This window comes from Polaromonas sp. P3_B1 (assembly GCF_056402935.1).
In genome coordinates, this window is the sequence record NZ_JBFUGK010000052.1 from 1 (window position 1) to 22,053 (window position 22,053).

Genomic DNA, 22,053 nt, shown 5'->3' on the forward strand with positions numbered 1-22,053 from the left:
CACGGTGATCTTTTTGGACAGGTCACCGGCCGCCACGGCGGTCGTCACCTCGGCGATGTTGCGCACCTGCGCCGTGAGGTTGGAGCCCATGGAGTTGACCGAGTCGGTCAAGTCCTTCCAGGTACCGGCCACGCCCTGCACATCGGCCTGCCCGCCCAGCTTGCCTTCGGTGCCCACCTCGCGCGCCACGCGCGTCACTTCAGAGGCGAAGGATCGCAGCTGGTCCACCATGGTGTTGATGGTGTTCTTGAGTTCCAGKATCTCGCCCTTCACGTCCACCGTGATCTTTTTGGACAGGTCGCCGGCCGCCACGGCGGTCGTCACCTCGGCAATGTTGCGCACCTGGCCCGTGAGGTTGGAGCCCATGGAGTTGACCGAGTCGGTCAAGTCCTTCCAGGTGCCGGCCACGCCCTGCACATCGGCCTGGCCGCCGAGCTTGCCCTCGGTACCCACCTCGCGCGCCACCCGCGTCACTTCCGACGCAAAGGACCGCAGCTGGTCCACCATGGTGTTGATGGTGGCCTTGAGTTCCAGGATTTCGCCTTTGACGTCCACCGTGATCTTTTTGGACAAGTCACCGGCCGCCACGGCCTTGGTCACCTCGGCAATGTTGCGCACCTGGCCCGTCAAATTGGAGCCCATGGAGTTGACCGAGTCGGTCAAGTCCTTCCAGGTGCCGGCAACGCCTTGCACGTCGGCCTGGCCGCCCAGCTTGCCTTCGGTGCCCACCTCGCGTGCCACACGCGTCACTTCGGAGGCGAATGAAGACAGCTGGTCCACCATGGTGTTGATGGTGTTCTTGAGTTCAAGAATCTCGCCCTTCACGTCCACCGTGATCTTTTTCGACAGGTCGCCGGCGGCCACAGCCGTCGTCACCTCGGCGATATTGCGCACCTGGCCCGTGAGGTTGGAGCCCATGGAGTTGACCGAGTCGGTCAAGTCCTTCCAGGTGCCGGCCACACCCTGCACATCGGCCTGGCCGCCCAGCTTGCCTTCGGTGCCCACCTCGCGCGCCACACGCGTCACTTCCGATGCGAATGAGGAGAGCTGGTCCACCATGGTGTTGATGGTGTTCTTGAGTTCGAGAATCTCGCCCTTGACGTCCACCGTGATTTTCTTGGAGAGGTCACCGGCCGCCACGGCCTTGGTCACGTCGGCGATGTTGCGCACCTGGCTGGTCAGGTTACCGGCCATGAAGTTCACGTTGTCGGTCAAGTCCTTCCAGGTGCCAGCCACGCCCTGCACATCGGCCTGGCCGCCCAGCTTGCCYTCGGTACCCACYTCGCGCGCCACCCGCGTYACYTCCGATGCAAAGGAYCGCAGCTGGTCCACCATGGTGTTGATGGTGTTCTTGAGTTCCAGKATYTCGCCCTTCACGTCCACSGTGATYTTYTTGGASAGGTCACCGGCCGCCACGGCGGTCGTCACCTCGGCGATGTTGCGCACCTGCGCCGTGAGGTTGGAGCCCATGGAGTTGACCGAATCCGTCAAGTCCTTCCAGGTGCCGGCCACACCCTGCACATCAGCCTGGCCGCCCAGCTTGCCTTCGGTACCGACCTCGCGTGCGACGCGCGTCACTTCGGCCGAGAAGGTGCCCAGCTGCTCCACCATCTTGTTGATGATCATGGCGGTGCGCAGGAACTCGCCTTCAAGCGCCTTGCCCTCGGCCTCCAGTGCCATGCTCTTGGACAGGTCGCCTTGCGCCACGGCACCTATCACGCGCGCCACTTCGCTGGTCGGGTGCACCAGGTCGGCGATCAGCGAATTGATGGACTCGGCGGAGTCGCGCCAGAAACCCGAAGCGTCTGGCACAAAGGCGCGCTCCTTGAGGCGTCCCTGCTTGCCGACCACGCGGCTCAGGCGTTCGAGCTCACGGGCCATGCGCACGTTTTCAGAAACCACGTCGTTAAAGGCGTCGGCGACCTTGCCGGGAACACCGGTCCAGTCTTGCGGCAGCGAAGCGCGTGCGTCGCCTTTTTTGAGGTCGGTCAAGGCGGTCAGCACCACCTTGGTCTGCTCCGTCACCGTCTCGGCTTCATCGAGCACGGTGTTGATGGCCATCGCGTTTTGCAGCCAGAAGCCCGAGAGTTTGTCCTCGGGCAGGCGCCGGCTGGCGCGTGTTGCCAGGCGGGACTTGGACGCCAGGCCTTTGCAGCGGCTGGTGGTCGCGGTCGTCATGGCCGAGAGCTGGTTGAATTCGGCGGCGATCTTTCCGTAGACGCCGTCCCATTCGGTTGGCAGTGTGACGCCGGCCTCCCCACGCCTGAGCGCGCTCAGGGATTTGAGAATGGACTTCAATTCGGTGTCGCGCTCCACCACCGAAAGCTTGGTCAAAGCTTCCATGCTGTTCATCCTGTATTGAGGGTAACTTTTTGTAGAAACGGGTGCCGAGATTACTCGGGAAGATACAGAATGACAATGAAATCTCGCACTAATTTCTTAACCAAGAAAACAATGTGCGGCGCGCCTGTCACAGCCGTTCAACTGTCGGTTTTGGCTTACATGAATTCCAAATTCATCGCTGTATATTTTGTGGTTACGCCTTGAAAATATCGCGGCCAAATGTGTTTGGTTGCGCGGCGTGGGGTCCTGCAGATTGCTGCAGTTTTCGTAACCTCTATCAATGGCAGCATCATGAGCGTTCAGTCCAGCAGTACGGCGGAACAGGCAAACGGATTGGAAAAGCGCGAGGCGGAAGCGGCGCACTATGCACTGCTGCGCCGGCTGGCGCCGGTGATACGCCACGACATCGCGGGGACGCTGCAGCCGATTGCCATGGTGGCGGCGATGCTCGAGCGGCGCCTGCAAAAGGCGGACGCGGATCCGGAAGCACTGCTGAGGAACGCGCGCGACATCGTGGCTCTTTCAAAAGAAGCGGCCGCCTCCTGTGTTGAGCTGATGAGCTGGCTCGCGCCCAAGGAAAAGCGTCTGGTACCAGCCGCTGCGGGCATCGAGGAATGCCTGGGCATGGTGGTGACGCAGCTCTCCTTCAAAGGTTTCACCGTCGTCGACAACACCCAAAGCCCCGCCGTGCAACTGCCCCAGGCCGCGCTTCGCAACGTGCTGACGGCGGCGCTCATCACCCTGACCGATGCGGCGGCCGTGCCCGGCAAAGTGCTGATAGGCGCCGAGTTCGCGCAGGGCATTCTTTCGCTGCACGTCGAACTCAAGGCGCATGACACCGCCGAGCCCCTGCGCATCGCGGACAAACCTCCTTACCGACCGCTGGAGTGGCGCGACCTGCAGTTGCTGGCCTTGCAGGAATCCGTGGGCCTGACACGGATGGGAAACCGCATCACACTTCAATTCGAAGCTACCGCCCAGACGGATCCGCAAGCGCTGGCGGAAACGATGCAAGCCTGAGCAGGCCCTCGGGCTTCCCATTTCTTCATGCTTGCGGCGACTGCATGTAGGACGAAGGAGCGTATGCAAAACAGGCCTTCCTCGCGCGGGCACACTCGAGGCATGAAACCTCTATGGTGCCTTGGGCGTCTCGGTCGTATTGCCCTGCTGTGCGGCCCGCTGTTTTGCGCGCTCCACCTCCCGGCCGGCGCGCAAACGCAACAGGCGCCTGCCGCGAGCCCCGAATCCGGCGCGACGGCCCTGCTTGAAAAGCATGCGGCGTTGGCCGGGCAGCTTGCGCAGAACCCCTACCGCAGGCCGCTGTACCTGGAATCGTCCGAAGGCGCCAATGCCGTGACCGGCAGTGCATATGCGGTGCTCGATTCGCCCTTCGCCACGGTCAGCGGCACTTTCAAAAGCCCCAGGCGCTGGTGCGATGTGCTGATACTGCACATCAACACCAAGTACTGCCGCGCCAGCGCGGACGAAAGCCCGAGCCTGCTGAACATGCACATCGGCAAAAAGACCGAGCAAGAGCTGGAAGACGCCTTCGCGCTGCAGTTCAACTACCGGCTGGTGGCGAGCTCATCCGACTACCTGGCGGCGCAGCTCAGGTCGGACAAAGGCCCGTTGGGAACGAACAACTACCGCATCGAGCTGCAGGCCGTGCCGCTTCCGGGGGGCAAGACTTTCATGCACCTGCGCTATTCATACGGTTACGGTGTCGCCGGCCGCCTGGCCATGCAAGGCTACCTCGCAACGGCCGGCAGCGGCAAGGTCGGGTTCACGCAAGTGCAACGCGGCTCCGCCAATGGCTATGTGGACGGCATGCGCGGCACGGTGGAGCGCAACACCATGCGCTACTACCTGGCCATAGAAGCCTATCTCGCTTCACTGGACAAGCCGCAAGCGCAACAGCTGGAGGCGCGGCTGCGGCACTGGTTCGACGCGACCGAGCAGTACGCGCGCCAGTTGCATGAAGTGGACAAGGAAAGCTACCTCGCCATGAAGCGGGCGGAATACCAGCGCCAGCAGGCGTCCTGAGCAAAGGGCCCGCAATCGCCGTTACAAAACGGCTTGTGGTGGCGCGTTGGTGCCGGGTTCGCGTACGGGCAGCGTGGGCTCGGGCGGCGGCGGGTCGGTGACCTCGGGTGGCGTGCCGGGCTCCGGCGGCACGATCAACGGCGGCATTTCCTGGGGAATATGAATGCCGGGGGTGCCCGAAGGCGGTTGCGGAACATGAAGGTGCATGGGCATTGGAAACTTTCCGTGGTACTGGCGCGAACGCCGGCCTTATCGCGGCCGCAACGAGCGGGGCAGCGTGAGCCGGCCGCGCAACTGCGAGCGCAGGACCATCATCGCAAGCGCCCCCGCCGCAGCAGCCATCAAGGCGGACTGGCAGGGCTTTTCAGCGACGTACGTGCGGACCCGCTGAACGAAAGGCACACCATGGCGCCCGCTAAGCCCAGCCTCGCGGGCATCGCGGCGGCTATCCGCAGTCACTGATTCACCCGGCGACAGTCCCGCGGCGCTGCCCTGCCCTTCCACCAGCACGGCCTCCTCGGCCGTCTGAAAAACATCATCATCCAGCCGCCGCGGCCCGCTTTGGGGCGGGATGTCAACTGGCGTAGCGGTGAGGGAAGCCATCGGCGTACTCATGGTCAAAACCTTGGTGTTCTTGTGTGTGCTGGTGCGGGTTCAGGCGGATTGCAGACTGGACCCCATGGAGCTTCCAAAATCCCGGGAGTCGTCATTGGCCGCGCCTCCCAGCTTGCGGCTTTGGGTAAGGCAGTAGGCCAGCAGGCAATCGATTTCGGTGGATTTGTCGAAAACGGCGTCAACGCCGAGCTCGGCGCAGCGCATGCGCATTTCCCGCGTGGCGTAGTTGCTGAAAACCACCACCTTCTGGGAAGGGCTGCGCTTGCGGCAGGCTTCCAGAATCCTCAAGCCGCTTCCCTGCTTGAGGAACAGATCGACGATAGCCAGGTCCCATTGGGTTTCATGACGGGTCAGCCACTGCGTTCCCTCGTCCTCGGTTTCGCAGGTGCCGATCGCTTCAACAGGGGCCAGTTCTTCCAGCGTGCTGATCAGGTTGTCGCGGATGGTGGGATTGTCTTCAACGAGGTAGGTTCGCATTTTCATGGTGAGGCGCCAATCCGCAACAAGGGCAACGGTAAGAGGAGTGTGGAGCGCCACGAACAGCAGGAAGGGTAGCTGTCGCCCGCACCGGTTTTCATGGATTCCAATTTACGCGCACGGCCGGGCGCCGTGTGCCGGAGGGGCGAGCGTGGCCTTGTAGGAGAAAAGGCTACGCGTCGTGGCGAACATGCGTTAAAGCAAGGTCGGGACGGGCAAAACGCCGCCGCCTGCAAAGCCGCACAAGCACAGACAGCCGGTGTTGAGCAGCCGGTAAGCCGAGTCTTACGCAAGGAGCAGAAAGCCCTTACACGGCACGCCGACATCAGGCTACCACCCGCGTGCCGGGGCGGCCGTATTGTCCATGCACCACGCAACGACAACTCACCAACCACAGGAAACCACCACCATGAAGCTGATGGCCGGACTTTTGACAGGCATGGCCGCTGGGCTGCTGACCGCCTGGCGAGTTCATGCCAGCCCTCGCGACATCGACCTGCTCCACGCGTTCCTGACAGTGCTGGTCTGCGCGGCGGGCCTGTTCCTGGTGTCCATGGCCTTGCCGGACAACGTGGCGGAAGTCCTGCAGGAATTCATGGCCTGGTGCCTGGCCGGCACGGTCGCGGCGCTGGGCCTGTTGGCCACCGTCAAAGTGCTGGAAGGCGTGCTCGACAACTGACCGGCACGCGGAGCCCGCGCTCCTCTCTGTTTCTCTGTTTGCGCGCCTTTCGTTTCGAATCCGCCTGGGGACTCCCGGGCGCAGTCTCTTTTTACACAAGGATGTTCATGCCGCCCTCCAAGCGCAACACTGCCAACCCTCTTCGGAACACGGACGGCGCCAAAGACAAGAAAACCCAGCTCGAAAGCTTTACCGCGGGCAGCGCCGCCGTGCTGACGACCAACCAGGGACTGCAAATCCCGGATAACCACAATTCGCTGAAAGCCGGCGAGCGCGGCCCGACCTTGCTGGAGGACTTCATACTCCGCGAAAAAATCACCCACTTCGACCACGAGCGCATTCCGGAGCGCGCGGTGCATGCCCGGGGCGCGGGCGCGCACGGCTATTTCAAGCCCTACAAGTCCATGGTGCAGTACACCAGCGCCGGTTTCTTGCAGGACCCGGATGTGGAAACACCGGTCTTCGTGCGATTTTCCACCGTGGCCGGCTCCCGGGGGTCGGCCGACACGGTGCGCGACGTGCGCGGCTTCGCGGTGAAGTTCTACACCGCCGAGGGCAATTACGACCTGGTGGGCAACAACATCCCGGTGTTCTTCATCCAGGACGCGATCAAGTTCCCGGACCTGGTCCACGCGGTCAAGCCGGAGCCCCACAACGAAATGCCGCAGGCGGCCAGCGCCCACGACACCTTCTGGGACTTCGCCTCGCTGATGCCGGAATCCACCCACATGCTGATGTGGGCCATGTCGGACCGCGCCGTGCCGCGCAGCTTTCGCATGATGGAGGGCTTCGGGGTGCACGCCTTTCGTTTCATCAACGCCCGGGGCGGCGCCTTTTTTGTGAAGTTCCACTGGAAACCCAAGCTGGGCGTGCACGGCCTGGCCTGGGACGAGGCGCAGAAGATCGCCGGCAAAGACCCCGACTTCCACAGGCGCGACCTGTGGGAGGCGATTGATAGCGGCAACTTCCCGGAGTGGGAGCTGGGCGTGCAGATCATTGATGAGGGCAAGGAAAGTGAACTGGGCTTTGACATCCTCGACCCGACCAAGCTGATTCCCGAATCGCAGGTACCGGTGCAGCTCATCGGCAAGATGGTGCTCAACCGCAACCCGGACAACTTCTTCGCCGAAACCGAGCAGGTGGCCTTCCACCCGGGCCACCTGGTGCCGGGCATTGATTTTTCCAACGACCCGCTACTGCAGGGCCGGCTGTTCTCGTACACCGACACGCAGTTGTCACGCCTGGGCGGCGCCAACTTCCATGAGATCCCGATCAACCGGGCGGTCTGCCCCATGCACAATTTCCAGCGCGACGGCATGCACCGCCAGGCCATCGCCAAGGGCCGGGTCGCCTACGAGCCCAACACGCTGGGCAACGGCACCGAGTTCAGGGTGGATGGCGGCGCGCAGGGATTCCAGTCTTATCCGGAGCAGTTGGAGCCGCCGAAAATCCGGCGCCGCAGCCCATCGTTTGACGACCATTTTTCCCAGGCCGCGCTGTTCTGGAACAGCCAGAGCCTGCCGGAAAAAGACCACATCGTGGCGGCCTTTCGTTTTGAGCTTTCCAAGGTGGAGGTGCCCGAGATCCGCCAGCGCATGGTGGACAACCTGGCCCATGTGGACCTGAAGCTGGCCACGCGCGTGGCAGCGCCCCTGGGCATCAAGCCGCCAGACCCCAAGGCCGCGGCCGGCCGGCTGGGTTTTCGCGAGCACCGCATCACCAGCAAGGTGGAGGATGACCCGGCCCTGCGCATGGTGGGCCGCCCCGGCGGCAGCGCCAAGACGCGCAAGGTGGCCATCCTGGTGGCCGACGGCGTGGAGGCCGCGGCGCTCAAGCGCCTGCAGCAGGACCTGCAGGACGCCGGCGCCCAGTGCAAGCTGGTCGCGCCGCACCTGGGCACCGTGAGCACCTCATCGGGGCGGCAGCTGGCGGTGGACCACACCTTCACCAACATGCCCTCGGTGATGTTTGACGCGGTACTGATACCCGGCGGCAGCGAGAGCGTCGCCACGCTGGGTGCCATGGGCGAGGCGGTGCATTTTGTGCTGGAGGCCTACAAGCACTGCAAGACGATTTGCGCGGTGAACGACGGCGCGCAGTTGCTGTCGACCCTGGGTTTCAGCCTGGGCAAAGACCCGGAAGCGGTCAGCGAGCCCACGCCGGGCGTCATCATTGCCGATGCGCGCAAGGTGACGGATGGCCAGGTGTCGCAGGATTTGCTGGCGGCGATCGCGCAGCATCGTCACTGGGACCGGCTCAACGTGGACGCGATTCCGGCATAAACCGTCTGGAGCTTCGGGCCTTCAGGGTGCCAGCGTGAGTTGGTGCGCGAAGGCCGGCGGGTTCATCTGCAGGGGCCGGTACTGCACCGCGGCCCAGCTGTCGCGCATGTCGCGGTAGCGGCCTGAAAACACCAGGCCGCTCTGACCGGTCTGGTAGATGAAGCGGGATTTTTCCGGGTCGCCCATGTCGTACACCGCGCGCAGGGATGCGGCCTGCCGGTTGGCAAAGGGCGTGGCGTCGCCGGTGGCCCAGTGCTGGCCCACATTGACCGTGAAGGTGTCCCCGCCTGTGGGGACTCGCACGTCGAACCAGGGCGCAAGCCAGGCCACATTGCCGAAGGGCTTGTGCGCCGACAGCGCCACATGCGCCCTGCCCCAAGCCCACTTGCCCACGTCGTCGCCGTAAGCCCCCTGCAGGCGGTCCAGCGCCCGCGCCAGCGCCGCCGCTGATTGCGAGTCGCACCCGGCAGCACCGCACCAGGCGGTATCCTGGTGCTCAAGGATGTCTTCCAGCGTGCCGCGGAAATGGCGCTTGCCGTAAAGCGGCCGGAAGGTCGCCTCGCCCAGCTTGCCCCCGAGGATGCCGCGTGTGAGTTCGTCCGCCCAGGCGGCAAACACCAGCGGCGCAGCCTGGTCGGCCCGCATGACGCCGTCAAAGCCGGCCATGGTTTTGCGCGCGGCTTCGGCCAGCGGATGGGCGGGCGGCTGAGCCAGCGTCTTTTGCAGGAAAGGCAGCAGCCTGGCGGTCGCCGCTGAATATTGGTCGCCCTGGATTTTCTCCATGGAGGCGACGTCGTGTCGCGGATTGGCCGCCAGCAGTTGCTCAATCCGGTCGTAGCGGTAAGGCACGGTCCAGTCCGCCCCGATGAAGAACGGGTAAGCCGGCGGCGTGATGCGCTGGTTGGCCGTGGCCCACCAACCCTTGGCCTCGATGGCGGCGCGGCCGGCCTCCGGCGTTTGTACATAGGGCAGCCAGCCGGCCCAGTCGTAGCGAGCGTCCCAGCCCGGCGAGGGCGCAACGCCGAGGATGTCGTTGTCGGGCTTGCGCAGCGGAACCTTGCCGACAGCCTTGAAGGCCACACCGCCTGCGACGTCCGCCGTCACGACGTTTTGCATGGGCGAGTGGTAGGCGGCAAAGGCCTTCACCAGCTCTTGGGTGGACTGGGCGCGGTTGGCACGCAGGCCGGCGAGCACCGTCTGGTTGTCGGCATCCAGGGCGCTCCAGCGCAGCGCAATGACGTACTTGCGGGTGTCGAGCAGCTCGGCATGCGACTTCTGCACATCGCTGAGCACGGGGCCGTGGCGGCTTTCGCGCACCTCCAGCTGGATGTCGGGCTGGCCCTTGACCTTGATGGTTTCGCTGCGGGTTTCAAAATCGGCCCAGGCTTCAGTGGCTTGGGAAGCGCCTGGGGACGGGATGCGGTATTGCCGCGGGTTGGCGGGATTGATCTGTTCAAGGTAAAGGTCCTGCACGTCGGGCGCGGTGTTGGTGAATCCCCAGGCCATTTTTTCGGTGCGGCCAATGACCACAAACGGCAGGCCCGGCAAGGTCGCGCCTATGACGTCCAGGCCTGCGCCGCCGCCACTCTCCGGCGCCTGCAGGCGTGCGAAATACCAGACGGCCGGAGCCGACAGCCCCAGGTGCGGGTCGTTGGCCAGCAATGGCTTGCCGCTCGCGGTGCGCGCGCCGGCCACCACCCAGTTGTTGGAGCCCTTGCCCTCCACGTCACCCAGTGCGGCGGCCCAGCTGTTGATGCTGTCGGCCATGGCGAGCGCGGCGGGAGCCGGCGTGGTGATTGAAACTTTCGGCGCGGTCGGGAGGTCTGCGCGGTACACGCCGAGTTCCGCGTAGAGCTTGCTGAAGTCCACCCGGGAAGCCGGCTGCTCGCCGGGATACGGCGGAAACAGCTGCCAGAGCTCGGGGGTTTTGAGCACACGCGCGGCGGACAGGCGCGCGAATTCGGTGCCCCAGTTGCCGCCCAGGTCCAGCGCCATCATCAGCGACCAGGCCAGGCTGTCGGTGGGCGACCAGGCCACACCGGAAGCGCCGCCGGGCTTGACGCCCAGGATGTGGAATTCGGGCGACAAGGCCTGCGAAGAGCCGGCATAAAAGGCGTTTATGCCCTCGCTGTAGGCCTGCATGGCCTGGCGCCCTTCGGCGGGCAGGCCCTGCCACTGGCGTTCGGCGGCGCGCACCACGCCCAGCGTGCGCAGCAGCTTGTCGGTTTCCAGCGTGGCCGGGCCGAACACCTCGGAGAGTTCGCCGTGCATGACGCGCCGGTTGAATTCGAGCTGCCAGCCTCGCTCCTGCGCATGCACATACCCCAGGGCAAACCAGGCGTCGCGCGGGGATTGGGCCTTGATGTGGGTGACGTCGGAGGGGTCGCGCGCCACGCTCACGCGATCCCGCAGGCCGGCGGCCCGCAACTCGCCGTCCAGCGCGGGACCGGCCCTGTAGACATAGATGCCGGCCGCTGCGGCGGCGAGCAGCAGCAGCGCCGCCAAAGCGGCAAAAAACCGTTTGAACCAGATCAAGCCCATGCCCCTTGCAAGTTGACCGCGCGGCCAACGGCGCGGTTTATTTTTTCTGCAAGTGCATTTTGCCGTCGGCGAACTTGAAACTGACGGTGGGCACGGTGAAATCCTCAAAGGGAGCGCCCAGGGCGATCTCGCCTTCGAGCAGCAGCACACACTCCTGCCGGCGCAGCGCGATCACCGCCGCGTTGTCCGCAAAGCGCACCCAGGTGCCGTAGCTGCTGACGTCTTCGAGGAAGAACTTGCCGGCGCGCCATTCGATCCTGGCGTGCCTGCGGGAAACGCGCGGGTCTTGCACCACAAAATGCGCATCCTGGTCGCGGCCCAGGAAGATGGGCAATTCGGTGGAGGCGAAAGCCGTGTTGATGTCCAGCCAGGACAGCTCTATCGACGCGAGGGCCGCCGCGGGCGGGGTCGCCGACGGCACCGTGAGGCTGGCGGGCACGGTGAAGGATTCGGACATGACTTCGGACTGCCATTCGATGCGGTGCACCAGGCAAGCCTCGATCCGGCCGCGGATTTCAAGCGCGCCCAGGCTTCGGGAACGCACGAGTGTGTCAGACGGTAAGTGCCGGATGACGGCGTCGGTGGACAGGATCTGGTCGGGACCCGAGAGGTCGCTCAGGCGCGAGGCCAGGTTGACAGCGTCGCCGAAGCAGTCGCCGTCCTGCTCGACGATTTCACCGCGCGCCACGCCCACTTGCAGGCGCATCTTGAGCTGCTCAGGCCAGTTGCGGATGCGGTCGCGGTGAACCCGCTGCAGTTCGGTCACCGCGTCGACGGCGTCCGCATTGTCGGGAAACACCACCAGCACGCCGTCGCCCAGGTATTTGATGACGTGGCCGCGGTAGGCATGGCAGACCTTGCCTATCCACTGGGTCAGTCGCGTGATGGCCTGTGTGGCCTTGGCATTGCCCAGTGATTCAAAAACCCCGGTGCTTCCTGTGAGATCGGCAAAAACGACGGTAACTTCTGCCATAAATCGATGTAACTGCTTGTAGTTTTGACGCCATTAAAACATAAGTAGCACATAGAACTTATGACAAAGGCGTACCGGCGCGTTGCCCTGGCCACCTGCCCGGCCGGGCGGAGCCGGGGCCGGGGCGCAAAAACTCAGCTCGCGCTGGGCTTGAGCTGCATGGCCTTGAATTCCAGGAATTCCTCGAAGCCATAAACGCCGTTCTCCCGCCCGTTGCCCGACTGTTTGTAACCGCCGAACGGCGCCTGGCCGTTGAAAGGCCCGCCGTTGATGTCGACCTGGCCGGTGCGCAGGCGGCGCGCGACCTTCATCGCGTGCTCGTCGGTGCCGCTCCAGACGGCGCCGCCCAGGCCGTAAATGGTGCTGTTGGCGATGGCCACGGCATCCTCTTCGTCCTTGTAGGGAATGACCACCAGCACAGGGCCGAAGATTTCTTCCTGGGCCAGGGTGTCGGTCGGCTTGATACCCAAAATGGTGGGCTGGACAAAATAGCCTTTGTCAAAGGCCGGCGCCTCGGCGCCGCCGGCAATCACATCCGCGCCTTCCTCAATGCCGGTGCGGATAAAGCCCAGCACGCGGTCGCGCTGGCCGGCGCTGACCAGGGGGCCAAGCTTGCTGCCCTCCTCCAGGCTCGGGCCCACGCTGAATTTCGCGACGGCGGCCTGGGCCAGGGCCTTGACCTCCTCATAGCGGCCGGCAGGCACCAGCAAGCGTGTATGCGCCGAGCAGGTCTGCCCGCTGTTGAGCATGCAGGCCGAGACCGTGCCCTTGACGGCCGCCTCGAAATTGGCGTCGTCGAGCACCACGCTGGCCGACTTGCCGCCCAGCTCCAGTGCCACCCGCTTGATGGTCTGGCTGGCCAGCTCAYCCACGCGCTTGCCGGCGCGGGTGGAGCCGGTGAAGCTCACCATATCAACTTCCGGGTGCGTGGCCAGCACCTCGCCCACCACCGGGCCCATGCCGTTGACCAGGTTGAACACGCCGGGGGGCACCCCCGCCTCATGGATGATTTCCGCCAGGATCATGGCGTTGACCGGCGCGATTTCGCTGGGCTTGAGCACCACGGTGCAGCCCGCCACCATGGCCGGCGCGATCTTCAGCGTGATCTGGCTCAACGGGAAATTCCAGGGCGTGATGCAGCCCACCACCCCAATGGCTTCACGCACCACCAGCGAGTTGCCGACGGTCTTTTCCCACTGGAATTGGCGCGCCACCTTGGCGAAATTACCCCAATGCCAGGCCGGGCCGCCCACCTGCACGGCGCGGGCCATCTTCAGCGGCATGCCCACTTCACGTGCAATGGCCACGGCCAGGTCTTCAGTGCGGGCCTTGACGCCGGCCGCGATCTTGTCGAGGTAGGCTGCGCGGGTCTCGACCGGCAGGGCCGACCAGCCGTCAAAGGCTGCGCGCGCCGCCAGCACGGCGGCTTCGGCTTCCGCCGCAGTGCCTGCAGGCACCGTCGCCATCAAGGCTTCGGTGCTCGAATCATGGACCGGCAGCGTCTCGGAGGACTGGGCCTTGACCCACTGGCCGTTGATGTAGTGCGCGGGGTATGCGGTCATTTGTGTGCTCATGGCGGTCCAAAAAAGGCCCTGGAAGGGGCCTGAAAAGATGTGAATAATGCCGAAAAAAGGGAGGGTGACTTTCGACTCACAGGCAAAATCGCCGTGTAGGCCTAAAGATTTAAACAGTGTTCAATTCAAGAATCGACTTGACATCTGGTTACTAACTCCTTGATTCATTTGTTGTTTTGCGTTAACCATTTCACACAAAACACCTTGCAAATGATTAGATGTCGTCTTAATCTAACAGAAGACGCCGTTCGAGGTGATGCAGCTAAATATATTCCAGGGATGTTTCGGTAGAAAGTTGTGTGGCAAATGCGCTGGTTAAAACCTAATCTGAAAAGCAGCTTCATGGCCCTGCTGGGCTCTGGAGAAGTCACGCCGTCGGTGCTGGAAGACCGCACCGAGGACATCCGCCAGTTCATCATCGACGAGCTGGGCGAGTTCGGCGAAAAACACTATCCCAAGATCACCCGCCGCGTGCGCTATGCGCAGGACGTCCAAAGCCTCTGGTACACCCGCGGCGATGTGATGGCGGTGCTGGCAGCCATGCACGGCGAGACCATCGCCCGTGAAAAAGTCAGCCGCATCAGTGACAAATTCAAGGGTATGCTGCCCCGCGGCCTAAGTTCGCGGTCCAGCCCGCTCACCACCTGACCTTATTTTTTTGTTTTCGGTTCTTTTTCGGTTTCTCCAGTTTCTCTAGTTTCTTCCTGGCCTCCAAGGCAACTTTTTAAACCAGCTTCTAGCTGGTTTATTTTTGTCCGCTTTTTGCCCCTTGGGGCAATACCGGTTCAGCTCAGTGGTGGTGCAGGTGGCCCCAGAGCACAAAAGCATCGCGACCCTCCACCGCCAGGGTGGTTTTCAAGCCCACGGGCAGCGTCACCTTGGTCGGCACATGGCCGAAAGGCAATCCCGTCAGCACACGCGCCTTGACCTTGCTTTGCAGCCAGGCAATGACCGTCGCCAGCTTGAAGCCCTTGTCGTGCGGCACCAGCGCGTAGTTGGTGAACTGGCCGAAGATGATGGCCTTTTGCTGCGCCAGCACACCGGCGTGCAGCAACTGCGTGAGCATGCGTTCCACACGGTAGGGATGTTCGGCGACGTCCTCGATAAACAGGATGCCACCCTTGACGGCCGGCAGGTAGGGCGTGCCCACCAGCGAAGACAGCATGGCCAGGTTGCCACCCCAGAGCACCGCATCCTTGACCATGAAATCGGCGGCCGGCTTGGCGTCGGCCGCGAGTTTAGGCAATTGCCAGCCCGTGCCTTCGCCCTGCCCCGTGATCAGGTCGTCAAAGCAGGCTTCGGTGATGTCGTCCGGCGCCTGGGCGCCGAAATCCTCACCCAATGCGGGGCCGGCCCAGGTCACGGCGCCGGTCTTGGCCATCACCGCCATCTGGAAGGCCGTGAAGTCGCTCAGGCCCACAAAGCGGGTGCCGCCAGCGATGGCTTTGGCGACTGCTTTGTACTGGATGCCCGGCAGTATGCGCGAGAGGCCGTAGCCGCCGCGTGAGATCAGGGCCACGTCGGCGCCGCTGGCGGCCGCGCGGTGGATGGCCGCCAGCCGGGTGTCGTCATCACCGGCGAAACGCTGGTGGCGCGCAAGTGCGTCCATGTCGACTTCGACTTCATGGCCCAGGGCAGTAAGGCGCTGCACACCGCGCTTGAAAGCGGCTTTGTCGCGCACGGCGCTGGAGGGGGAGTAGATGTAGATATGTTTTTTCACGGGTGCAAGTATCCCACTGCCGCCGCAACTTTCCGCGCCTGCACGGCAGCAGGTATAAACAGGGCCACCATGATGCTGTATGTGCTGGACCTGCTGGGCGTTGCCGTCTTTGCCGTGAGCGGCGCGCTGGCGGCCGGGAGATTGCAGCTCGACCTGCTGGGCGTGCTGGTGCTGGCGGCGCTGACCGCCATAGGCGGCGGCACCCTTCGCGACCTGCTGATGAACCGGCATCCGGTGTTCTGGATGGCCAGGCCCGCCTACCTGCTGGTGATTGCCGCGGCGGCGCTGGGCACCGTGCTGTATGTGCAACTGCTGCCGATTCCGTCGCAGGCCCTGCTGGTGGCCGACGCACTGGGGCTGGCGCTGTTCGCGCTCTCGGGCGCGCAACTGGCCGAAGCGGCGCGGCTATCGCCCGTCATTGTGGTGGTGATGGGCACCATGACAGGCGTGGCGGGCGGCCTGATGCGCGACATCTGCAGCAACCAGGTGCCGCTGCTGCTGCGCCAGGATATTTACGCCAGCGCCGCGATCGGAGGGATCACGCTTTATCTGCTGCTCAAGACGCTGGGACTCAAGCCTTCATGGGCTTTCGGGGCGGGCCTGGTCGCCGTGGCAGCGCTGCGGATCTGCGCCATCTTCATGGGCTGGCATTTGCCGGTCTTCAAGCTGCCGGGTTGAAGAAGGCCGCAGCCAGCCGCGCGACCGGCTCGCCGTGCTCCTGCACAAAATGCCCGGCCTGCGGCAGCACCTCGGGCTCGCCACAGCCGCGAATCAGCGTCTGCAGTTCGCGCATGACGGGTGGGCCCAGCACAGGGTCCTGCGCGCCGACCACCATCAAAGTGCGGCCAGTCCAGTCGTTTTGCCAGAAGCCGCGCGCCTGCCGTGAAATGGCGGCGCCGTCGGCATCGGGACTGTCCGGCACCATGGGCGGAAAAGCGCGCAGCGCCGCGCGGTGGCCTTTGTCGGGAAAAGGTGCGCTGTAGGCCGCGCACTCGGCGGCGCTCATCTGCGGGTTGCCGCGGGCGAACAGGCGTGCGACGTCGAACTCCGGGTTTTTCGCGCACATCTCGCGCCAGGCCACAAAGCCCGCGGGCAGCGGCGCATCGCCGGTGCCCAGCGTGGTGTTCATGACCAGCAAACCCTTGTAGCGCTGTGGCGCCGCCATGGGCAGCGTCAGGCCCAGCAGGCCGCCCCAGTCCTGCACCACCAGCACCACGTTTTGCAGGTCCAGGCTTTCGACCAATTCCAGCAGGATCTGGCGATGGGTGCTGAAGCTGTGGAAGCTGTCTTTCTTGGGTTTGTCGCTTTTGCCGAAGCCGATCAGGTCGGGCGCAACCACCCGGTGCCCGGCCTCCAACAGCACCGGGACCATCTTGCGGTACAGGTAGCTCCAGGCCGGGTTGCCATGCAGGCACAGCCAGGTCAGGCCGCCCTCGCCTTGCCTGCTTTCTCCGCCTTCATCCAGGTAATGCATGCGCAGCCCACCCAGCGCGGGCAGGTCGCTGACATAACGGGGCCGCCACGGGTAATCGGGCAGCCCTTCAAACGCAGCGTCGGGCGTGCGCAGCGCATCGTCGCGCAGCGGATGCGCCAGGCGCGCCTCTTCGCGCTTGTCGGCCCGCCGCTGGCGGAAGAAAGCTTGCAACAGCCCACCGCACTCCCCGGCCAGCACGCCACCCTGCAAGCGGGTCTGGTGGTTGAGTTGAGGCTGGTCAAAGAGGTTGACGACCGAGCCGGCCGTGCCGGTTTTGGGATCGGCCGCGCCGAACACCACACGCTGCAGCCGCGCATGCAGCATGGCGCCGCTGCACATGGCGCAGGGCTCCAGCGTGACGAAAAGTTCGCAGTCGTCGAGACGGTAGTTGCCCAGTGCCTGCGCTGCCGCGCGCAGGGCCACGATCTCGGCATGCGCCGTCGGGTCATGCCCGTCGACCGGTGCATTGCGGCCGGTGGCGATGACCTCGCCGTGCCGCACCACCACCGCACCCACGGGCACTTCGCCCGCTGCCGCAGCCATGCGCGCCTGGGCCAGCGCCTGTTGCATGAAAGTTTCGTCGCTCATGACCACTTCAACCCGGCCTGTGGAGGCGGGGACCGATTCTTCCCGGCTTACTTCTCATCCGGCGTGGGACGGGCCTGTTGCAGAGCGCCCTCGACGGCCTGTTTGACCTGCTGCTGGGCTTGCTGGCTGCGCACCTGCGGCGGCGCGTCGGCGGAAACGGCAGGCACGCCGGGCGTCGCCGGGACGGCCACCTGGGTTCCGAGCTGCTTTTTGACCAGCAAACCGATGATGGCCAAGGTGACCAGCAGACCCACGATGCTGAAAATACCGCGCATATCAAGCCTCCTTGGCGTTGTCGTTGCCGGCCGAAATGCCCAGGCGATCCATCCAGCCGGCCAGGGCGCGCTCGTCCTCATTGCCGGCGGCGTAAATGGTTTTCATCGCAGCATGGGCTTCGCGCCTGTGCTGGTTGATTTTGATCTTGCACTGCAACTCGGTCACCTGCAGCTCAAAGCCCACGATGCCGGCCAGCATCTTGTGGGCAAATTCCTCGCCCTGGTCACGCCACTGCTGGGCAAAAGGCGGCTCGTGGTCACCTATGAGTTTTTTGAGCAGGCGGTCCTTGGCCAGCGGGTCTTCCACCAGTGTGACTTGCACGGTGCAGTGCACGGCCAGGTAGTTCCAGGTCGGCACCCGTGCCAAGTCGGGGTAAACCTTGGGCGACATATAGGCGTGCGGCCCGAGGAATGTCACGACCGCCTGGGGCCGCGCCTGCAGGTAGCGCCAATGCGGGTTGGGCTTGGCCACATGACCCAGCAGGACCATCTGCTCGCCCCGCATTTCAAGATGCAGCGGCAAATGGGTCACATAGGGCAGGCCTGCGTCGTCGACGCTGATCAGGCTGGCGAAGGGGTGCTCATTGATCAGCGCCGCGGCCTGGGCGCTGTCACCTTTGAATTGGGGCGGCAGGTACATGGGCTGAAGCATAGGCCAAAACGGCGAGGATTTCCCGGGTCTGCCGGCAAGGCCGCCCAAACACTCAGGGCCGAAGGGGCCAGCGAGCCAATGGAATGTGCAGGGTCTGGCCTATGAGGCTGCGCACCAGGATAAACTCGCCGGCCGTCCAGCGGATGGGCGCTATAGCCTGTTCGGCTACCGCGCGGTCATCGTAGAGCAAGGTGACGTGGGGGGTGTAAGCCGGTTTCGCCCAGCGTCCCAGCCCGGCCTTGGCCATCTCAAAGCCCAATGCCCGCTGGAACACCATCAGCTCGGCAAGGCCGGCGTCGCCTCGCAGCACAAAGGGCCGGTTGCGCGGGGAGCTGGAAAAACTCGCAGCGCGGTCAAAGGTTACGGGAAACGGCGCCGCCCTGACCGCTGCGGCAGCCTGGCTCGCCATCTCGACAACACCCTGCGGCAAGCCGACGTAGTCGCCCAGGTGGTGCAGCGTGATGTGAAAGCGTTCGGTTTTGAGTGGCGCGCCGTGCAGGCCGTGCTCAGCGCGCAGTTGCCGGGCGCATTCGGCGATACGCCCCGCAGCCTCGGCGTCGGGAAAAAGCGCGAAAAACAGCCTGTCCGTCGGCTTGGCGTCTTCCTCAAAGCCGAATAGGGAAGATTGCCCGGGCATGGCTCAGGCCTCCACTCCGTTCACTCCCACTCGATGGTGGCCGGCGGCTTGCTGCTCACGTCGTAGGTCACGCGGTTGATGCCACGCACCTCGTTGATGATGCGGCCGGAGACCTTCTTGAGCAGCGCATAAGGCAGCTCGGCCCAGTCGGCCGTCATGAAGTCGCTGGTCTGCACGGCGCGCAGGGCCACGACGTAATCGTAGGTGCGGCCGTCGCCCATCACGCCCACGCTTTTGACCGGGAGGAACACGGTAAAGGCCTGGCTGGTGAGCTCGTACCAGGTCTTGCCGGTGGCTGCGTCCTTGAAATTGCGCAGTTCCTCGATGAAGATCGCATCGGCGCGGCGCAGCAGGTCGGCGTATTCTTTTTTGACTTCGCCCAGGATGCGCACGCCCAAGCCGGGGCCGGGGAAGGGATGGCGGTAGACCATGTCGTGCGGCAGGCCCAGCGCCACGCCGAGTTCGCGGACCTCGTCCTTGAACAGTTCGCGCAGCGGCTCCAGCAGCTTGAGGCCCAGTTGCTCAGGCAAGCCGCCGACGTTGTGGTGGCTTTTGATGGTGACGGCTTTTTTGCTCTTGGCGCCGCCGGATTCGATAACGTCGGGGTAGATCGTGCCCTGGGCCAGCCATTTGGCGCCTTTGTGGCCGCCGTCGCCGGCCTTGAGCCTGGCGGCCTCGGCCTTGAACACCTCGACAAACTCGCGGCCTATGATCTTGCGTTTGGCTTCGGGCTCGCTCACGCCGGCCAGGTGGCCGAGGAACTGGTCGCTGGCATCGACACGAATCACTTTGGCGTGCAACTTGCCCACAAACATGTCCATGACCATATCGCCTTCATTCAGGCGCAGCAGGCCGTGGTCGACGAAAACGCAGGTCAGCTGGTCGCCGATGGCGCGGTGGATCAGGGCCGCGGCGACCGACGAATCGACGCCGCCTGAGAGACCCAGGATGACCTCCTCATCGCCGACCTGCTGGCGGATCTTCTCGACCGCTTCGCTGATGTAGTCGCCCATGACCCAGTCCTGGCGCGTGCCGCAGATATCGAGCACAAAGCGCTTGAGGATGGCGTTGCCCTGCTTGGTGTGCGTGACCTCCGGGTGGAACTGCACCGCGTAGAAACGGCGATCCTCGTCGGCCATGCCGGCGATGGGGCAGGAATCGGTGGACGCCATGAGCTTGAAGCCCGGCGGCATTTCAGTGACCTTGTCGCCGTGGCTCATCCAGACGTCGAGCATGCCCTGGCCTTCGGGCGTGGTGTAGTCGGCGATGCCCTTGAGCAGCGTGGTGTGGCCGCGGGCGCGCACGTCGGCGGAGCCGAATTCGCGCTTATGGCCGCCCTCGACCTTGCCGCCCAGCTGATGCGCCATGGCCTGCATGCCGTAACAGATGCCCAGCACCGGCAGGCCCAGCTCGAAGACGGCTTGCGGCGCTTTGTCGGTGGTTTCTTCGTAAATGCTGGCGTGGCTGCCTGAGAGGATCACGCCTTTGAGCGTGCCGTTCTTGGCATATTCACGGACCCATTCGTCGCTGACGTCGCAGGGATGGACTTCGCAGAAAACGTGGGCGTCGCGCACGCGGCGGGCGATCAGCTGCGTGACCTGGGAGCCGAAATCGAGAATGAGGATTTTCTGGTGCTGCATGAGGGTGTTACTCCAAGGCAAAAAAAGAAAAAGGCGCCTGGTTCATCAGGCGCCTCGGGCCGTTCGGGGCTTAATCAGCCCGGTAGTTCGGCGCTTCCTTGGTAATCTGAACGTCGTGAACATGGCTTTCGCGAATGCCTGCCGATGTGATTTCGACGAATTCGGCCTTGTCGCGCATGTCCTCGATGGTGGGGCAACCACAGTAGCCCATGCTGGCCCGCAGGCCGCCGGCCATCTGGAACACGATGGCGACCATGGAACCCTTGTAGGGCACGCGGCCCTCGATGCCTTCAGGCACCAGCTTGTCGGCGTTGGGGTTGCCGGTGCTCGACTCCTGGAAGTAGCGGTCGGCGCTGCCCTGCTGCATCGCGCCAATGCTGCCCATGCCGCGGTAGCTCTTGTAGCTGCGGCCCTGGAACAGGATGACTTCGCCCGGGGCTTCCTCGGTGCCGGCAAACATGCCGCCCATCATCACGGTGTTGGCGCCGGCCGCGATGGCCTTGGCGATGTCGCCGCTGTAACGGATGCCGCCGTCGCCGATCAGCGGAACGCCGGTGCCGCGCAAGGCGGTGGCGACGTTGTCGATGGCCATGATCTGGGGCACGCCGACACCCGCGACGATGCGGGTGGTGCAGATGCTGCCGGGGCCTATGCCGACCTTGACGCCGTCGGCGCCGGCTTCGACCAGCGCCAGTGCGGCCGCACCGGTGGCGATGTTGCCGCCGATGACGTCGACCTGCGGGTAGTTCTGCTTGACCCAGCGCACCCGGTCGAGCACGCCTTTGCTGTGGCCGTGGGCGGTGTCCACCACGATGGCATCGACACCGGCCTTGACCAGGGCCTCAACGCGCTCTTCGGTGCCCTCACCCACGCCGACGGCGGCGCCCACGCGCAGCTGGCCGTGCGCGTCGCGCGCGGCGTTCGGGAAGGTGGTCTGCTTGGTGATGTCCTTGACGGTGATCAGGCCCTTGAGCTCGAAGTTGTCGTTGACCAGCAGCACGCGCTCCAGGCGGTGCTTGTTCAGCAGCGCCTTGGCGTCGGACAGCGAGGCGGTTTCGGAGATGGTGATCAGACGCTCGCGCGGCGTCATGATGGTGCTGACCGGCACGTCCATGCGCGATTCGAAACGCATGTCGCGTCCCGTCACGATGCCGACAACCCGGCCGCCGTCAATGACGGGGAAGCCGGAGATGCCGAGCTGTTCGCTGAGCGCCATGACCTGGCGCACGGTGTGGGTGGGGGTGATGACGACCGGGTCGCGCAGAACGCCGCTTTCGTAGCGTTTGACCTTGGCGACTTCAGCGGCCTGCTGCTGGGCCGTGAGGTTTTTGTGAACGATGCCTATGCCGCCTTCCTGGGCGATGGCGATGGCCAGCCGGGCTTCGGTGACCGTATCCATGGCCGCAGACACGAGCGGCAGGTTCAGGCGGATGTTTCGGGAGAATTGGGTGGAAAGTGAAGTGTCCTTGGGCAGGACCTGGGAGAACGCTGGCACCAACAATACGTCGTCGAAGGTGAGCGCTTTGCCGAGTAGGCGCAT

Annotated in this window: 20 protein-coding genes; 6 read left to right on the plus strand and 14 right to left on the minus strand. The window is 64.3% G+C overall.

Annotation, left to right across the window (positions count from 1 at the left end):
* Positions 1–2,343: HAMP domain-containing protein (locus AC1DXS_RS22830; protein ID WP_477739730.1), on the minus strand; the 2,343-nt coding region annotated here is incomplete at its 3' end.
* 291 nt (positions 2,344–2,634) lie between these two features.
* Here AC1DXS_RS22830 and AC1DXS_RS22835 point away from each other — a divergent pair.
* Together AC1DXS_RS22835 and AC1DXS_RS22840 are read left to right on the plus strand one after the other, a co-directional pair.
* Positions 2,635–3,363, plus strand: coding sequence for a hypothetical protein (locus AC1DXS_RS22835; protein ID WP_477739731.1), 729 nt, complete (start codon positions 2,635–2,637; stop codon positions 3,361–3,363).
* A 102-nt stretch (positions 3,364–3,465) separates the two neighbouring features.
* Positions 3,466–4,386, plus strand: coding sequence for a hypothetical protein (locus AC1DXS_RS22840; protein ID WP_477739732.1), 921 nt, complete (start codon positions 3,466–3,468; stop codon positions 4,384–4,386).
* 21 nt (positions 4,387–4,407) lie between these two features.
* On the opposite strand, the gene AC1DXS_RS22845 is transcribed toward AC1DXS_RS22840, so the two are convergent.
* From AC1DXS_RS22845 to AC1DXS_RS22855, 3 genes are read right to left on the minus strand one after another with little or no spacing between them, the layout of a single operon-like run.
* On the minus strand, positions 4,408–4,599 hold the full coding sequence (locus tag AC1DXS_RS22845; protein ID WP_477739733.1) for a hypothetical protein: 192 nt from the start codon (positions 4,597–4,599) through the stop codon (positions 4,408–4,410).
* Between the two features lie 36 nt (positions 4,600–4,635).
* Positions 4,636–5,001, minus strand: a complete 366-nt coding sequence (locus AC1DXS_RS22850) for a hypothetical protein (protein WP_477739734.1) — start codon at positions 4,999–5,001, stop codon at positions 4,636–4,638.
* Between the two features lie 39 nt (positions 5,002–5,040).
* Positions 5,041–5,484: a response regulator gene (locus AC1DXS_RS22855; RefSeq protein ID WP_477739735.1), complete on the minus strand. Its 444-nt coding sequence runs from the start codon at positions 5,482–5,484 to the stop codon at positions 5,041–5,043.
* A gap of 403 nt (positions 5,485–5,887) precedes the next feature.
* Between AC1DXS_RS22855 and AC1DXS_RS22860 the strand changes: the two genes are divergently transcribed.
* Together AC1DXS_RS22860 and katE are read left to right on the plus strand one after the other, a co-directional pair.
* Positions 5,888–6,157, plus strand: coding sequence for a hypothetical protein (locus AC1DXS_RS22860; protein ID WP_477739736.1), 270 nt, complete (start codon positions 5,888–5,890; stop codon positions 6,155–6,157).
* Between the two features lie 107 nt (positions 6,158–6,264).
* Positions 6,265–8,439, plus strand: coding sequence for a catalase HPII (gene katE / locus AC1DXS_RS22865; protein ID WP_477739737.1), 2,175 nt, complete (start codon positions 6,265–6,267; stop codon positions 8,437–8,439).
* Positions 8,440–8,460: 21 nt separating this feature from the next.
* Here the strand turns inward: katE and AC1DXS_RS22870 are convergent, their stop codons facing one another.
* From AC1DXS_RS22870 to AC1DXS_RS22880, 3 genes are all read right to left on the minus strand, one after another.
* Complete coding sequence (locus AC1DXS_RS22870) at positions 8,461–10,974, minus strand: penicillin acylase family protein (protein WP_477739738.1); 2,514 nt, start codon at positions 10,972–10,974, stop codon at positions 8,461–8,463.
* A gap of 43 nt (positions 10,975–11,017) precedes the next feature.
* Entirely contained in the window at positions 11,018–11,953 is a 936-nt protein-coding gene (locus AC1DXS_RS22875) for an FHA domain-containing protein (protein ID WP_477739739.1), read from the minus strand.
* A 134-nt stretch (positions 11,954–12,087) separates the two neighbouring features.
* On the minus strand, positions 12,088–13,515 hold the full coding sequence (locus AC1DXS_RS22880; protein ID WP_477739740.1) for an aldehyde dehydrogenase family protein: 1,428 nt from the start codon (positions 13,513–13,515) through the stop codon (positions 12,088–12,090).
* Positions 13,516–13,833: 318 nt separating this feature from the next.
* Between AC1DXS_RS22880 and AC1DXS_RS22885 the strand changes: the two genes are divergently transcribed.
* The gene (locus AC1DXS_RS22885; protein ID WP_477739741.1) at positions 13,834–14,175 is read left to right on the plus strand and encodes a hypothetical protein; all 342 of its coding nucleotides are present in this window, start codon (positions 13,834–13,836) and stop codon (positions 14,173–14,175) included.
* Positions 14,176–14,317: 142 nt separating this feature from the next.
* Here AC1DXS_RS22885 and AC1DXS_RS22890 read toward each other — a convergent pair whose 3' ends face one another.
* Entirely contained in the window at positions 14,318–15,247 is a 930-nt protein-coding gene (locus AC1DXS_RS22890; RefSeq protein WP_477739742.1) for an LD-carboxypeptidase, read from the minus strand.
* Between the two features lie 69 nt (positions 15,248–15,316).
* Here AC1DXS_RS22890 and AC1DXS_RS22895 point away from each other — a divergent pair, with 69 nt between their 5' ends.
* Positions 15,317–15,925, plus strand: coding sequence for a trimeric intracellular cation channel family protein (locus AC1DXS_RS22895; protein ID WP_477739743.1), 609 nt, complete (start codon positions 15,317–15,319; stop codon positions 15,923–15,925).
* Here the strand turns inward: AC1DXS_RS22895 and tadA are convergent.
* The 6 genes from tadA to guaB form a co-directional block, all read right to left on the minus strand.
* Entirely contained in the window at positions 15,909–17,309 is a 1,401-nt protein-coding gene (tadA, locus tag AC1DXS_RS22900) for a tRNA adenosine(34) deaminase TadA (protein WP_477739744.1), read from the minus strand. The genes AC1DXS_RS22895 and tadA overlap by 17 nt on opposite strands.
* A gap of 47 nt (positions 17,310–17,356) precedes the next feature.
* A complete protein-coding gene (locus tag AC1DXS_RS22905; protein ID WP_477739745.1) occupies positions 17,357–17,584 on the minus strand; it encodes a hypothetical protein in 228 nt (75 codons plus the stop codon).
* A 1-nt stretch (position 17,585) separates the two neighbouring features.
* Positions 17,586–18,224, minus strand: a complete 639-nt coding sequence (locus AC1DXS_RS22910) for an FMN-binding negative transcriptional regulator (protein WP_477739760.1) — start codon at positions 18,222–18,224, stop codon at positions 17,586–17,588.
* Between the two features lie 64 nt (positions 18,225–18,288).
* Positions 18,289–18,873, minus strand: a complete 585-nt coding sequence (locus tag AC1DXS_RS22915) for a 2'-5' RNA ligase family protein (protein WP_477739746.1) — start codon at positions 18,871–18,873, stop codon at positions 18,289–18,291.
* A 20-nt stretch (positions 18,874–18,893) separates the two neighbouring features.
* The gene (gene guaA, locus AC1DXS_RS22920; RefSeq protein WP_477739747.1) at positions 18,894–20,513 is read right to left on the minus strand and encodes a glutamine-hydrolyzing GMP synthase; all 1,620 of its coding nucleotides are present in this window, start codon (positions 20,511–20,513) and stop codon (positions 18,894–18,896) included.
* A gap of 70 nt (positions 20,514–20,583) precedes the next feature.
* Positions 20,584–22,053, minus strand: a complete 1,470-nt coding sequence (gene guaB, locus AC1DXS_RS22925) for an IMP dehydrogenase (protein ID WP_477739748.1) — start codon at positions 22,051–22,053, stop codon at positions 20,584–20,586.